Source organism: Microvirga sp. P4_A5 (assembly GCF_056402495.1).
Map to the genome: position 1 here is coordinate 1 of NZ_JBFUHH010000028.1, position 12,739 is coordinate 12,739.

16 protein-coding genes are annotated in these 12,739 nt (G+C 63.3%); 14 read left to right on the top strand and 2 right to left on the bottom strand.

Going from position 1 to position 12,739, the window contains the following annotated elements; translation table 11 throughout:
* From xdhB to AC1DVM_RS09945, 7 genes are all read left to right on the top strand, one after another.
* Positions 1-1,963: xanthine dehydrogenase molybdopterin binding subunit (xdhB, locus tag AC1DVM_RS09915; RefSeq protein WP_477254116.1), on the top strand; the 1,963-nt coding region annotated here is incomplete at its 5' end.
* The gene (xdhC, locus tag AC1DVM_RS09920) at positions 1,960-2,925 is read left to right on the top strand and encodes a xanthine dehydrogenase accessory protein XdhC (RefSeq protein WP_477254118.1); all 966 of its coding nucleotides are present in this window, start codon (positions 1,960-1,962) and stop codon (positions 2,923-2,925) included. The genes xdhB and xdhC, both read left to right, overlap by 4 nt.
* Complete coding sequence (locus AC1DVM_RS09925) at positions 2,922-3,407, top strand: nucleoside deaminase (protein WP_477254120.1); 486 nt, start codon at positions 2,922-2,924, stop codon at positions 3,405-3,407. Before xdhC ends, AC1DVM_RS09925 begins: the two co-directional genes overlap by 4 nt.
* Positions 3,408-3,468: 61 nt before the next feature.
* Positions 3,469-4,068: an urease accessory protein UreE gene (locus AC1DVM_RS09930; RefSeq protein ID WP_477254121.1), complete on the top strand. Its 600-nt coding sequence runs from the start codon at positions 3,469-3,471 to the stop codon at positions 4,066-4,068.
* A 27-nt stretch (positions 4,069-4,095) separates the two neighbouring features.
* On the top strand, positions 4,096-4,764 hold the full coding sequence (locus AC1DVM_RS09935) for a metallophosphoesterase (protein ID WP_477254122.1): 669 nt from the start codon (positions 4,096-4,098) through the stop codon (positions 4,762-4,764).
* 498 nt (positions 4,765-5,262) lie between these two features.
* The gene (locus AC1DVM_RS09940) at positions 5,263-6,117 is read left to right on the top strand and encodes a DNA cytosine methyltransferase (protein WP_477254123.1); all 855 of its coding nucleotides are present in this window, start codon (positions 5,263-5,265) and stop codon (positions 6,115-6,117) included.
* Positions 6,114-6,335: a hypothetical protein gene (locus AC1DVM_RS09945; RefSeq protein ID WP_477254124.1), complete on the top strand. Its 222-nt coding sequence runs from the start codon at positions 6,114-6,116 to the stop codon at positions 6,333-6,335. The genes AC1DVM_RS09940 and AC1DVM_RS09945 overlap by 4 nt, the downstream gene beginning before the upstream one ends.
* On the opposite strand, the gene AC1DVM_RS09950 is transcribed toward AC1DVM_RS09945, so the two are convergent.
* Positions 6,311-6,961, bottom strand: a complete 651-nt coding sequence (locus AC1DVM_RS09950; protein WP_477254126.1) for a hypothetical protein — start codon at positions 6,959-6,961, stop codon at positions 6,311-6,313. The two genes, AC1DVM_RS09945 and AC1DVM_RS09950, sit on opposite strands and share 25 nt — an antisense overlap.
* Positions 6,962-7,413: 452 nt before the next feature.
* On the opposite strand from AC1DVM_RS09950, the gene dusA reads away from it, so the two are divergent.
* The 4 genes from dusA (at position 7,414) to AC1DVM_RS09970 (ending at position 10,032) form a co-directional block, all read left to right on the top strand.
* On the top strand, positions 7,414-8,376 hold the full coding sequence (gene dusA, locus AC1DVM_RS09955) for a tRNA dihydrouridine(20/20a) synthase DusA (RefSeq protein WP_477254199.1): 963 nt from the start codon (positions 7,414-7,416) through the stop codon (positions 8,374-8,376).
* A gap of 291 nt (positions 8,377-8,667) precedes the next feature.
* On the top strand, positions 8,668-8,892 hold the full coding sequence (locus AC1DVM_RS09960; protein ID WP_477254127.1) for a hypothetical protein: 225 nt from the start codon (positions 8,668-8,670) through the stop codon (positions 8,890-8,892).
* Positions 8,893-8,946: 54 nt separating this feature from the next.
* Positions 8,947-9,165 (top strand): hypothetical protein, encoded by a 219-nt coding sequence (locus tag AC1DVM_RS09965; protein WP_477254128.1) that lies wholly within the window; start codon positions 8,947-8,949, stop codon positions 9,163-9,165.
* A gap of 60 nt (positions 9,166-9,225) precedes the next feature.
* Positions 9,226-10,032, top strand: a complete 807-nt coding sequence (locus tag AC1DVM_RS09970; protein ID WP_477254130.1) for an ADYC domain-containing protein — start codon at positions 9,226-9,228, stop codon at positions 10,030-10,032.
* Positions 10,033-10,083: 51 nt separating this feature from the next.
* Here AC1DVM_RS09970 and AC1DVM_RS09975 read toward each other — a convergent pair whose 3' ends face one another.
* Positions 10,084-10,584, bottom strand: a complete 501-nt coding sequence (locus AC1DVM_RS09975; protein WP_477254132.1) for a BA14K family protein — start codon at positions 10,582-10,584, stop codon at positions 10,084-10,086.
* A gap of 230 nt (positions 10,585-10,814) precedes the next feature.
* On the opposite strand from AC1DVM_RS09975, the gene AC1DVM_RS09980 reads away from it, so the two are divergent.
* The 3 genes from AC1DVM_RS09980 to AC1DVM_RS09990 all read left to right on the top strand — a co-directional run bounded on the left by AC1DVM_RS09980 (position 10,815) and on the right by AC1DVM_RS09990 (position 12,711).
* The gene (locus AC1DVM_RS09980; protein WP_477254134.1) at positions 10,815-11,069 is read left to right on the top strand and encodes a hypothetical protein; all 255 of its coding nucleotides are present in this window, start codon (positions 10,815-10,817) and stop codon (positions 11,067-11,069) included.
* Positions 11,070-11,206: 137 nt separating this feature from the next.
* Positions 11,207-11,464 carry a hypothetical protein gene (locus AC1DVM_RS09985; RefSeq protein ID WP_477254136.1) on the top strand — a complete coding sequence of 86 codons (258 nt, stop codon included), beginning with the start codon at positions 11,207-11,209 and terminating at the stop codon, positions 11,462-11,464.
* Between the two features lie 86 nt (positions 11,465-11,550).
* Positions 11,551-12,711: a FecR family protein gene (locus AC1DVM_RS09990; RefSeq protein WP_477254138.1), complete on the top strand. Its 1,161-nt coding sequence runs from the start codon at positions 11,551-11,553 to the stop codon at positions 12,709-12,711.
* Positions 12,712-12,739: the final 28 nt, after the last annotated feature.

Below are 12,739 nucleotides of genomic sequence, written 5' to 3' on the forward strand. Positions count from 1 at the left end.
ATTGGCGCGGGCCGGGACGCAGGCCGAGACGCCAAGCATCACCGTCGAACATGCGCTGGCCCGCGACGAGACCGTGATGCCGGATTACGCGTTCGGTCGCGGCGATGCCGATGCTGCGATCGCCGCGGCGCCGCGCCGGCTCGAAGGCACGTTCCGCGTCGGCGGGCAGGAGCATTTCTATCTCGAAGGGCAGATCGCACTCGCGATCCCCGGCGAGGACGGCGACATGTTCGTGCATTCCTCCACGCAGCACCCGACGGAGGTCCAGCACGTGGTGGCCCGCGTGCTGGCCGTTCCCGATTCTTACGTGACATGCGAGACGCGCCGCATGGGGGGCGGCTTCGGCGGCAAGGAAAGCCAGGCGACGCAATGGGCCGTCACCGCAGCGCTGGCGGCGCACATCACCGGGCGTCCCTGCAAGGTGCGGCTGGACCGCGATGACGATTTCGTGCTCACCGGCAAGCGGCACGATTTCCGCTGCGACTGGAAGATCGGCTTCGACGACGAGGGCCGGATCGGCGGCTACAGCGTCGAGCATCTCGCACGCTGCGGCAATTCGGCGGATCTGTCGGGCGGCGTCGTCGATCGCGCGATGTTTCATTCCGACAACGCGTATTTCCTCCCCGCCGTGCATGTGGGTTCGCGCCGGCTCAAGACCAACACCGTGTCGAACACCGCCTTCCGGGGCTTCGGCGGACCGCAGGGCATGCTCGCCATCGAGCATGTGATGGACCGGATCGCGTGGGAGACCGGCCGCGATCCCCTCGACGTGCGCTACGCGAATTTCTATCGCGAGGGCCGCAATCTCACACCGTTCGGCATGGAGGTGGAGGAGATCGAAACGCTCCACGGTCTCGTGCAAACTCTGGAGCGTACCAGCGAATATCGCGAGAGGCGCAAGGAGATCGCGGCGTTCAACGAATCCTCTCCGATCATGAAGCGCGGGCTGGCGTTGACGCCGGTGAAGTTCGGCATCAGTTTCACGCTCGTCCATCTCAACCAGGCCGGCGCGCTGGTTCATGTCTATCAGGATGGCTCCGTGCATCTCAACCACGGCGGCACCGAGATGGGGCAGGGGCTCTACATCAAGGTGGCGCAGGTGGTGGCCGAGGAATTCGGCATCGGCATGGAGCGCGTGCGCATCACGGCCACCAACACCGCGAAGGTTCCCAACACTTCGCCCACCGCGGCATCGTCGGGCTCCGATCTCAACGGCATGGCGGCGCGCCTCGCCGCCTTGGCGATCAAGCGGCGCATGACGGCGCACGCGGCCGACGCCTTCGGCGTGCCGGAAGACCAGATCGAGTTTCGCGACGACCGGGTATTCGTCGGTAATGAAAGTCTTTCGTTCGCCGAACTCGCGAAGAAATGCGTCCTGTCGCGCGTCCAGCTCTCCGAGGCCGGCTTCTACAAGACGCCGAATATCACCTGGGATCGCGCCAAGGCCACGGGCCGCCCGTTCTTCTACTTCGCCTATGGGGCGGCGTGTTCGGAGGTCATCGTCGATACGCTGACGGGCGAGAACCAGTTGCGGCGCGTCGATATCCTCCACGATGTGGGACGCTCGCTCAATCCGGCCATCGATATCGGCCAGATCGAAGGCGGGTTCGTGCAGGGCATGGGCTGGCTCACCACCGAAGAGCTCGTCTTCGACACGCAGGGACGCCTGCTGACCCATGCGCCCTCCACCTACAAGATTCCGGTGGCGTCCGACGTGCCGGAGGATTTTCGCGTTGCGCTTTATCCCAACGCAAATCCGCAGGACACCATCTATCGCTCGAAAGCCGTCGGCGAGCCGCCGATCATGCTGGCGAACAGCGTCTTCTGCGCGCTGGCCGATGCGGTGCACGCCATCGATCCGACGCAGCCGGTGCCGCTCGATGCGCCGGCGACGCCGGAGGCGATCCTGCGCGCCTGCGAGGCCTTGCGCGGCAGGCCCATGCCGCCACGGAGCGGCGGGTGARGACCTGGCGGCAGCTCGCCGACATTCTCGCGGCGCATAAATCCGCCGCTCTGATCGGCGTCCACGACGTGAAGGGCTCGGCGCCGCGGGAGGCCGGTGCCCGCATGGTGGTGCGGCCCGACGGCGCCTTCCATGGCAGCATCGGCGGCGGTCAGCTGGAATTGAAGATGCTGGGGATCGCCCGCGAAATGCTCGCCTCGGGAGAAGCCGAGGCACGCCTGATCGACCAGGCGCTCGGTCCCGATCTCGGCCAATGCTGCGGCGGACGCGTCAAGATCCTCGTCGAGACCTTCGATGCGCGCGACCTGGCGCAGGTGAAACGTCTCGCGGCGCTGGAGGACAAGGGCGTGTTCGTTCTCGAATGCCGCCTCAACGACGGGCGCGTGGCGCGCGAGATCGCATCCTCGGTGGGCGACGACCGGTGGACCCAGTGGCGCGAAACCTATGGCGAGAGCCGCACGCCCCTGCTGCTCTTCGGCGCCGGCCATGTGGGACGAGCGCTCGTCCTCGCCCTGGCGCCGCTGCCCTTCGACATACGCTGGTTCGACGGCCGGCCGGATGCCTTTCCGGCGCATATTCCCCAGAATGCGCGGCCTGTCCTGATGAAGGACCCCGAGGCCGAGATCGCCGCCGCGCCGTCGGAGGGCTTCGTGCTGGTCATGACGCACGACCACCCTCTCGATCTTGCCATCACGGCCGCCGCGCTTCGACGCGATTTTCCCTATGTGGGCCTGATCGGCAGCGCCTCGAAGCGGGCGCGGTTCGAGAAGCGATTTCGTGAAATCGGGATCGGCGAGGATCGCATCGAGGCGCTCGTGTGCCCCATCGGCGTCTCGGGCATCACCGACAAGGACCCGGCGGTCATCGCGGCCGCCGTCACGGCAGAGCTTCTCCGCCTGCGCGAGCGGGAGCGCTCAAAGCCCTCGCCTCCGCTTCATCTTGACGATAAAAGCGCCTCATGACCGACCATCCGAACGACGATTTCCGCCATTTGACCCGGGCTGTGGCGCTGTCGCGCGAGCACATGAACGACGGCGCCGGCGGCCCGTTCGGCGCCGTGATCGTGCGCGACGGACAGGTGCTGGCCGAGGGCTGGAACCAGGTCACCTCCACCAACGATCCCACCGCGCACGCCGAGGTGACGGCGATCCGCCGCGCCTGCGAGGCGGTGGGCGATTTCTCGCTCCAGGGCGCGACGCTCTATACCAGCTGCGAACCGTGCCCCATGTGCCTGGCCTCCGCCTATTGGGCGCGGGTCTCGCGCATCGTCTATGCCAATACCCGGCAGGACGCCGCCGATATCGGCTTCGACGACAGCCTGATCTACGAGGAGATCGCCAAGCCGGTGCCGGAGCGTGTGATCCCGATGGATCATGTGCCCAGCATCGAGGCGCGCGCGGTGTTCGACGCGTGGGCGGACAAGGCCGACAAGGTGAGTTATTAGGAGATCGGCCGTCCAATCCCTATCTTCAGGCCCACCCCGAACCTTCGCCAAGAGACAAATCATGCCCCGCGTCGCCACCATCGTCCGCAAGCCCGCCGTCAAGCTCGACCGCGTGGTCGATACGATCTCCCTCGATCATGCGGCAAGAAGCCAGCGCCATGCGCATCTGACGGGCGAGGCGGGGACGGACATCCATCTCGATCTCGATATGGAGACGGTGATCAACGACGGCGACGCCCTGCGGCTCGAGGACGGCAAGCTCGTCCAGGTCAAGGCCGCCGCCGAGAAGCTTTTGGAAGTGCGAGCTGAAAACCCGCTCCGCCTCATGCGCCTCGCCTGGCATCTCGGCAGCCAGCACGGCCTTGCCGAATTCACCGGCGATGCCCTCTACATCCAGAACAGCCCCGCTCTTGCCGAACTGGCCCGCGGCCAAGGCTGCGTCGCGACGCCGGTCGAGCGCMGCTTCCAGCCGGAACAGAGCGCCCATCACTGCGACCACGATCATCACGACCACGATCATCACGACCACGGCCATCATGACCATGGCCACGCGCATCACGGCCATGGCCATGATCATGCCCACAATCACGAGCATGACCACGACCACAAGCACGGCGCGGATTGCGGCTGCGGGCATCACGGCCACAAGCACGATCACTGAGGCAACTTCAACGACGGGCGAGGCCGGTTGGACGCGGTCAAGCACTTCCAACGAAACCTGAGCGGACGCGACTTCGTCGTCGGCGACATTCACGGGTGCTTTTCGTCACTCGATGAAACGCTCCGACGCATCCGGTTCGAGCCGGCCCGCGACCGTCTCTTCAGCGTCGGCGATCTCGTCGATCGCGGCCCGGATTCGCAGCGGGCGCCGGACTATCTGGGGGCCGATTGGTTTCACGCGGTTCGCGGCAATCACGAGCAGATGGCGGTCGATTTCGCCGCCGGCGATCTCGACCGCGCCTCCTACGCGGCGAATGGCGGCGAGTGGTTCATCGCCCTGTCGCCGGCGGAGCGCATTCCGTATGTGCGGGCTTTCGCGGCGCTGCCCCTGGCGATGGAGATCGAGACTCCGCGCGGCCTCGTGGGGATCGTCCATGCGGATTGCCCCGTCTCCCATTGGGGAGATCTGCCGGCGGCGCTCACAGACGCGCGCGTCGCTGCCGCCTGTCTGTGGTCGCGGGAGCGTATTCAGGGTGGTCATGAGGATCGGATCGAGGGTGTCGAGGCCGTCATCGTCGGACACACACCCGTCGATCGCGTGACGGCCCTCGGCAACGTGGTCTTCATCGATACCGGCCGGGTCTTCGGCGGCGATCTGACGATTTTGGAACTGACCGCGAGGGATGGGCCGCGATGAATGCCGCCGGGATCACGAGGGCCGGCCATTCGCGGGGAGTCGCAAAGGCACCCCGATTCCTGTATGTAACGCCCACCCGAACGCGACCAAGACTGGCCGGATACCAATTCAAGTGACTGATTTATTTCATAAACTGTCCGTTGCACCGATGATGGAAAGGTGGGACAGCGCCGATTCGTGAGCCATTTCAAATACTTAAAATGCCAAGCTCGATGCGCGTAGCACGGATGTAGCAAAAAAATGGCCTGTGGAAATCGATCAAAATAGGCGGACGAGATGAGCGAAACTTCAAAGCCGGACATGCGCAAGGCTGAAGATCGCGTCGAGGAGCTATCGAAAACTTCTGCACCATAGCTAAAATCAATCATACTATGACGTCATCATCCCTATAATAGAATCTCGATATCAGCGTAATAAGCAAGAATAAGTGCCAACGGACGCTAATAGAAACGTTGCGCTGCATTTATAATCGAGGAACAATACTATATAAGGGGGACTATGAATGAGTTGGCTCTTTTCGCAGGCGCTGGTGGTGGAATTCTCGGCGGTCACTTGCTTGGATGGCGCACTGTCTGTGCCGTCGAATTCAATCCCTATGCAGCAAGCGTACTTGTCGCCCGACAAAATGACGGAATTCTCCCGCCTTTCCCGATTTGGGATGACGTTTGCACCTTTGACGGACGACCTTGGTGCGGACGTGTTGACGTCATTTCTGGCGGCTTTCCCTGCCAGGATATCAGCGCTGCCGGCAAAGGCGCTGGCCTCGACGGAGAGCGAAGCGGCCTATGGTCTGAAATGGCACGGATCGTTCGCGAGGTACGACCTCGATACGTTTACGTGGAAAACTCCCCAATGCTCACTTCTAGAGGGCTTGGACGAGTTCTCGGAGACTTGGCCGAGATGGGGTTCGATGCGGAATGGGGTGTCGTGTCTGCGTCCGACGCCGGCGCTCCGCATCTGCGAGAGCGCATCTGGATTGTGGCAGACGCCGGTAGCGGACGATGCGGTAAATCGTGCGAAGGGAAAGTGGAACAGTCGCGGGGAACCGAAGCTGTCGGCTCAGGTCTTGAAGTGGTCGACACCGAGGGCTCGCGATGTGCAGCCGGAGGGGCTGGAGGTCGGTCTAGGGAGAGTGGAGAAGTATTCAACCTGCAGCCTTTCAACCGCAGTCAACGCAGACGAGTCTCCGCGAACAAGTGGCCTGTTGAACCCGACGTGGGTCGAGTGGCTGATGGGGTGGCCGCTCGGGTGGACCGCCTTAGAGCCATTGGGAACGGGCAAGTTTCAAGAGTGGCTGCAGCAGCATTCGCCATCCTTTCCGATGGAGCCAGTCAAGGTCGCGGCCTAAAATGATTAACGACGAAATCCTAAGAGTCGCATCCGACGACATCCTCTACCGCCTGCGCCAGGAGCAGCAGGAGAGGGCTGAGAGCATAAGGATGTGGCGGGCGAGCGCCCAGGCTGGCAGCATCCGCGACGACGACCATATCCACGGTCTGACGAAGGAAGCCGCGGACGAGATCGTCCGTCTAAGATTTCTGCTCGCTCAGACTCCCGATGCAGTAATGTAACCTGTCGTCGGGTCGTCAGACGGCGGTAAATGTCCCATCATGCCAAGAATGCCAAGCCCCTGACCTGGACTGCTTGCGGGATCGCTTAGAGCCTTATCGAGCGTCTCTTGAGCGCGCATCATCCAGTTGTTTTTGATTTGCTCGCCAAACCACACCGCGAATTCTGTATCACCTGTTGCGGCTTTCATTGCTTCCACAGAAGCTTCGACAGTCTGGTCTTTAAAGAAACGGTTGTAGAATACGATGTATCCGATGGCGCAATCGGACCAAGTTGGCTTCCCTTTGTGAGAAACAAGTGCCCAGAAGGGGCGCTCCGGTCCATCATTCATTGCCATCTGCATCCCTGACCAGCTTTCGCAGGAAGACAGACAAATCAGCAATCCACCTCCAAAAGTGTGGTGGATCGGTTTCAGCAGCAGATCAAGGTCAGCCCACGACAAAAAAGCGCCACTCGTCAGCTGTATGCCATCTGTGTTGCCGTGAGCACTGAAGTGCAAGATTGGCGTCGATTTGAAGTGATTGATCGCCTCATGCAAGCGAACCCCCAGTGTTGCTTGGAGCGTCTGCAAATCGGTGGCGAGAGAGTAACAGTACGGAATCCCGGCAAGTTGGAGCGCCTCACCCATGGAGCGACCCTCGGTCCGTCCATCTAGTAAATCTTGAGATGACGGGGACTCGATAATGTGGACAAATCCAGTCGTCACTACAACGTCTCCCACCAAGCTTGGCCTCTAATGACGCACGATGTGTGATTGGAGAGGGTGTTGCAAGCCGCACGGGCGATGTTCGAATATCTCACCACAGATATTGCGGTTTAATCAAAGACTTATCCGTCAAAGTCGGCAGAAGTGTTGGTTGGACCGACAATCGCGAAAACGACATCTAACTCATTGTTTTGAAACGATCTAATTAGAAAATTTGCTACAGAGATTCCAAACTTGCTACGCGGTAGCAAATTTTTGGTTAGAAAATCGAAACACATGCTAAGTGCTTGATATCAATTGTCGCCCCAATCGCAGCAAAACCCTACTTTGATAGCTAAGTGACTGAAATCATTAATAAATTTAGCATTGCGCCGATGATGGACTGGTCGGACCGGTTTTGCCGGAGCCTGCACCGCGTCCTGTCGCGGCGGGCGCGGCTTTACACCGAGATGGTGACGACCGGCGCGGTGCTGCACGGGCCCCGCGACCGGCTGCTGGGCTTCGATGCGCAGGAGCATTTCGTCGCCGTGCAGCTCGGCGGGTCCGATCCGGCGGAGCTCGCGGCGGCCGCGCGGATCTGTGCCGATTACGGCTATGACGAGATCAATCTCAATGTGGGCTGCCCCTCCGACCGGGTGCAGAACGGGCGCTTCGGCGCATGCCTGATGCGGGAACCGAAGCTCGTCGGCGAATGCGTCGCCGCCATGAAGGCTGCCGTCTCGCTGCCGGTGACGGTCAAATGCCGGATCGGAGTGGACGATCAGGATTCGGAGGAAGCCGTCGACACCCTTGCCGACGCCGTCGTTGAGGCGGGTTGCGACGAGATGGTGGTCCATGCGCGCAAGGCGTGGCTGAAGGGCCTGTCGCCAAAGGAAAACCGCGACGTGCCGCCGCTCGATTACGGCCGCGTCTACCGGCTGAAAGCGGCGCGCCCGGGGCTACCCGTCGGAATCAATGGGGGGATCAGGAATATGGCGGAAACGCACGCGCATCTGCGCTACGTGGACAGCGTCATGCTCGGCCGCGTGGCCTATCACGAGCCGGAAATCCTGCTCTCGGTCGATCCCGAGCTTTACGGCGAGGCGGCCCCGGTCGCCGATGCGTTCGAGGCGATCGAGGCCTACGAACCCTATATCGCGGCGCGGCTTTCCGAAGGCCACCGCCTTCACACCATCACGCGCCACATGCTGGGCCTGTTCACCGGCCGTCCCGGCGCGCGCGCCTATCGCCGCCATCTGGCCACCGAAGCGGTGAAGCCCGGCGCGGACCTGCGGATCCTGCGCGATGCGGTGGCCTGCGTGTCCCGCGACGCGGGCGCCATGGAAGACGCCGCCTGATTCCGGTCCCCAGCATCTGCCAGGCTTCGTTTCGCCGACGACGAGGAAGTCCGCACAGCGATGAATGATGATAGAGCGCTGGGCGTTGATCGAGAACCGGCATCTATGGTCTCGCAACCAAAATAAATTCTCCCAGTCAAAGCAACCGCAAGTAATCCACACGTGCGCCGGGGCACTTCTCCGACCGCTTGATGACGAATAAGCAGCGATCAGGGCTTTATTGAAACGTTATATCAACCATAAACTCATCGTGTTGCATCCCACGAGGATGCTTCGTTTATGGAGAATGCCATGTCCATCCGTATCTGTGCCCTCGCATTCGCTGTCGCTGTCGCCATCGGCGCCTCCGTCGCGACCGAAGCCAGCGCCTTCTTCTCGCGTCCCGACGACCGTCCGCCGCCGAATGGCGCCAACGGTCTTGCCACCAACGGCTTCAGCCTTCGCGGCTTCGCGTCGGAGGTCACCGCGGTCACGGCCGTGACGCTGCAGGATGGCACGCGCGTCGTCCTGAAATAGTCGCCGCGTACCGCGACCGACCGCGATGTATCCATCGTTATCAGGAGAAACCAAATGATCGTACGCAGCTGCGCATTCGTCCTTGCGTTGGCGATCGGCCCCCTGGCCGCGACTCAAGCCTTCGCGTTCTTCTCGCGTCCCGACGGCCGTCCGCCGCCGAATGGCGCCAATGGTCTTGCCACCAACGGCTTCAGCCTTCGCGGTTTCGCGTCGGAGGTCACCGCGGTCAAGGCCGTGACGCTGCAGGATGGCACGCGCGTCGTCCTCAAGTAATCCACGTCTCACTGCATTTCGGAGTCGGCCTCTCGTCTCGGCGAGGGGCCGTTTTTGTCAATGACTCGCACTTTTCTCTTCGCGGCCTTCATCCAGGCGCTCGCCCTCTCGTTCGCTGCCGGGGCTGCCGTCGCGCTCGATGGGCGAATCGAGCTCGACGGGGTCGAACTGGTGTTGAGACTGGGCGACGGCCGCGCGTTGCGCCGGGAGCAGCTGGTCGGATTGAGCCTGACGCTCGCCTCACCGGATGGCGAAGCGGAGGTGCGGATCGATGCATTCGACGAGGACAGGCCGAAGGTCGGCGACCCGCTGCCGCTGTACCGGATGTCCGTCAGCGATCCCGGGACGCGGGAGCGCCGCGATCTCTGCGAGCCCGATCCCGACAATCGGCGCATGGCGTTTGCGTTTCCGGATGGCAAGGGCGGCTTCGGCCTGACCTGCACGAGCGGCGCCGAAGGAAAATGCATCATGTTCGGATATCACCCGTGGGAGAAGCGGGACGGCGTGCCGATGCGCGATCTTCATCGCGCCTGCATGCATATGCTGCGGGCCGATTACGGGGGCGACGATCGCCCGACCACCCGCAACGGCATCAAGATCAATCTCTACGATCGGTTCGGAATTCAGTCGGTCGATCCCGCGCCCGGAATGCGCTTCGAGGCGGCCTGGGGTCCCGATGGCGCGGTGTGCGTGGCTCACCCGCGCATCGCCGACAACGTGACGCTCGAGGAACTCGCGAGCCGTTATCCGCGATTGCGGGGCCGTCTTGGTCCGCAAGCCTGCTACGAAGCCGCGGTGCGATCCGATCCTGCCGCGCTGATCTTCAATCAATCGACCGTTACGTGGCGTTCGAAAGAATCGCGCTGACAACGCGCCGATAAAAAGAGGCGGCTCGACGAGCCGCCTCCGGATGGCGTTTCAGCGATAGGGCGACACGCAGGACTGACGCGGGCCGTTCGAAGGCTGATAGGYGTTGTCCGACACGCGATAGGAGCGCCAGCGATCCTGGCACCAGCGCACATGCGCGGCGCTCAGCGGCATGGGCGCAGGGCGCACGGCCACGACCGGCGGCTGGCTCGCCATGGCGCCGCCGATCATGCCGGCGATGAAGGCCGAGGGCGGGAACCACCAGCCGTTGTGGTGGCGATAGCCGCGCCGATACTCCCGATAGCCGCGCTGCCCGTTGTAGTAGCTAAGGTTCCCCCTGCGCTCGAAACCCCGCCTTCCATGGTCCCAGCGGCCCTGGCGCCGCTCCACATGGCGATTGTGGTCACGACGATATTGAACGTGCTCGATGTCGACGGCAGGCCCTTGCCGGTTGAGGGAAGGAAATGGCGCGGCTTCAGCGGCGATCATCGTAGTCCCGATGAAGGAAAGCCCCAACGAGGCTATCAATATTCCGGCCGAAATACGTTTCATGTCCACTCCTTAAGCATACAAGGCGGGTCGTTGCCTGCACTAAGACTGGCCCGCTAGGCGTGAACCGAAACTGAATGCTAGGATTAATCTTTCGTAATGTGGAATAATGCATCGCTACAAGGAAACTAAGCGTTCGCGAGACGACGCGACGACTTTTTCCACACCGGGGCCGCTCCCGCCGAATTCATCTGCGTGCTGGCGTGCTCCGTCCCGCTGGGCTATCAGGCGCGATGACATTGCGAACCACCTATCTGGTCCAGACCTTCGAAATCCACCGCAAGCGACTGGTGCCGACCGTGCGCACCGTGGCGAAGACGGAGGCGCAGGCGGAGCGCATGGCGGAGAGCACGGCCCAGCGCAAAAGTGGCGCCGCCGCCATCGAGGTCACGGCCGATGACGAGACCGGCGAGGTCGACCGCATTCGCATCGTTGCCACCTTCGGCGAGGTGCCTGACGATTTCGCGGAACTCCTGCAGAACACCTGAGAGGCAGCGGACCTCGCATTTGCCTGTCAATCAGGCGCGAATGCGCGTAGGGTTGTTTCATCGGCGGCTTGAAAGTCAGCCTCCGGTCTTTCCGGCGTGTTCCTGCGCCTCAAAGCTGTCCGGCTTAGAGGATCGCCATGCCCACCGACCTGCCGCCCCCTAGAAAACCCCATCACGACGTCGCGATCCCGGTGGGATGGACGAGCGACCGGATGCTCAATTGGCTCGCGCTCGTCGTCGGCATCGGCCTGTGCCTGTGGGCGCTCAACACCGACGTGCTCTCGCTGCGGCGCGCCGACAATCCGGGGGTCGCGCCCGACAGGTCCCCGATCGTCCTCGATGCGCCGGATGCCGGCCGCGAGGGCAAAACCATACTTATGCCCCACCAGACGTGACGTTCGGGCCTGCCTGCGTCCATTGCCGCTGCGGGGGGCGAAGCGTATCGTCGAAGCCGTAACACCTGACCGCACTGGAGGCATAAATGCCTCGTTGTCTCAGCGTTTCGGCGAGTGTGTTTGCGTTTCTCCTGATCCAGATTAATGGAAGCCCCGCCTCCGCGCAGCAGGCGTCCGGGCGCACGGTCGGCGTCATTCCAGACGCGTCGGCTCTCCGTTCCGAGGGACGCTCGCCCCTCGCAGTGCAGCAGCCCGTCTATATGGGCGACAGCATCCAGACCGGCCCGAGTGGCGAGGCGCAGATCGATTTCGTGGACAATACCCGCCTGGTGGTGGGGCCCGCATCGTCGCTTCTGATCGACAATTCGGTCCTGCGCAACCGCCGTACCATGAGCAGTTTCGTCGTCAGCGCGCTTCGGGGAACGTTCCGCTTCATCAGCGGAAGCAGCCCCAAGCCCGCCTATGCGATCCGCACGCCCACCGCGACGATCGGCGTTCGCGGTACGGAATTCGACTTCGCGGTCCTGCCCGACGGCAGCACCGAGTTCGTGCTCTTCCACGGGTCCGCGCAAGTCTGCGATCGCTCCGGCGCCTGCACGGTGGTGCGGGGCGCCTGCGACGCGATCGTGGTTCCGCGCAGCGGCCCCATCCGCTCGCTCGCGGACCGGGAGGATCGGAACGCCCGGTTGCGGGCGAATTTCCCCTACGTGCGAGCGCGCAATGCGAGCCTGCGGCCTGAATTCAGGACGGATGTACGTACCTGCGGGGACATTGCGGCATCGCCTGTCGATCCGGATTCGAAGGATCGCGCTGCTCCGGCGGCAGCCAGCACGGCGGCAGCGGCGGCGGGACCCGCGCCGGCGGCGCCGTCGTCGCCTCGCTCGCCCCCGGCGCCCTCCCGACCTGATCCGGCGCCTCCCGCACCCGCACCCGCGACGCCTCCGGCGGCTCCCCCGCAACCAACGCCAAACACCATCGCGCCGGAGCCACCCACGCGGACCGAGGACAAGAGCGATCATGGCGGCAAGGGTGGCAAGGGCGGCAAGGGCGACCATGGGGGCAAGGGCGATCACGGCGGCAAGGGCGGGCATGGCGACAGAGGTTGGGACGGCGATGGCGGCCGTCACGGTGGCGGCGGGCGTTCCGGCGGCCGGGGCTCCCGCGACGGCGGGCAGCGTTCGGATTTCGGGTCGAGGGACACTCCGGACACGGGTACTGAGAGCGATCAGCGAGGCAGCAGCCGATGAAGCGGCTGCGGCGGCGGCTCGGGCATCG

Bases quoted from the DNA above. Each gene is read 5' to 3' on its own strand.
- AC1DVM_RS09985 (WP_477254136.1), top strand. From the start codon at position 11,207: ATGCCCACCGACCTGCCGCCCCCTAGAAAACCCCATCACGACGTCGCG.
- AC1DVM_RS09945 (WP_477254124.1), top strand. From the start codon at position 6,114: ATGATTAACGACGAAATCCTAAGAGTCGCATCCGACGACATCCTCTAC.
- AC1DVM_RS09960 (WP_477254127.1), top strand. From the start codon at position 8,668: ATGTCCATCCGTATCTGTGCCCTCGCATTCGCTGTCGCTGTCGCCATC.
- AC1DVM_RS09990 (WP_477254138.1), top strand. From the start codon at position 11,551: ATGCCTCGTTGTCTCAGCGTTTCGGCGAGTGTGTTTGCGTTTCTCCTG.
- AC1DVM_RS09950 (WP_477254126.1), bottom strand. From the start codon at position 6,961: ATGGGTGAGGCGCTCCAACTTGCCGGGATTCCGTACTGTTACTCTCTC.
- AC1DVM_RS09925 (WP_477254120.1), top strand. From the start codon at position 2,922: ATGACCGACCATCCGAACGACGATTTCCGCCATTTGACCCGGGCTGTG.
- AC1DVM_RS09965 (WP_477254128.1), top strand. From the start codon at position 8,947: ATGATCGTACGCAGCTGCGCATTCGTCCTTGCGTTGGCGATCGGCCCC.
- AC1DVM_RS09940 (WP_477254123.1), top strand. From the start codon at position 5,263: ATGAATGAGTTGGCTCTTTTCGCAGGCGCTGGTGGTGGAATTCTCGGC.
- AC1DVM_RS09970 (WP_477254130.1), top strand. From the start codon at position 9,226: ATGACTCGCACTTTTCTCTTCGCGGCCTTCATCCAGGCGCTCGCCCTC.
- AC1DVM_RS09980 (WP_477254134.1), top strand. From the start codon at position 10,815: ATGACATTGCGAACCACCTATCTGGTCCAGACCTTCGAAATCCACCGC.
- dusA (WP_477254199.1), top strand. From the start codon at position 7,414: ATGATGGACTGGTCGGACCGGTTTTGCCGGAGCCTGCACCGCGTCCTG.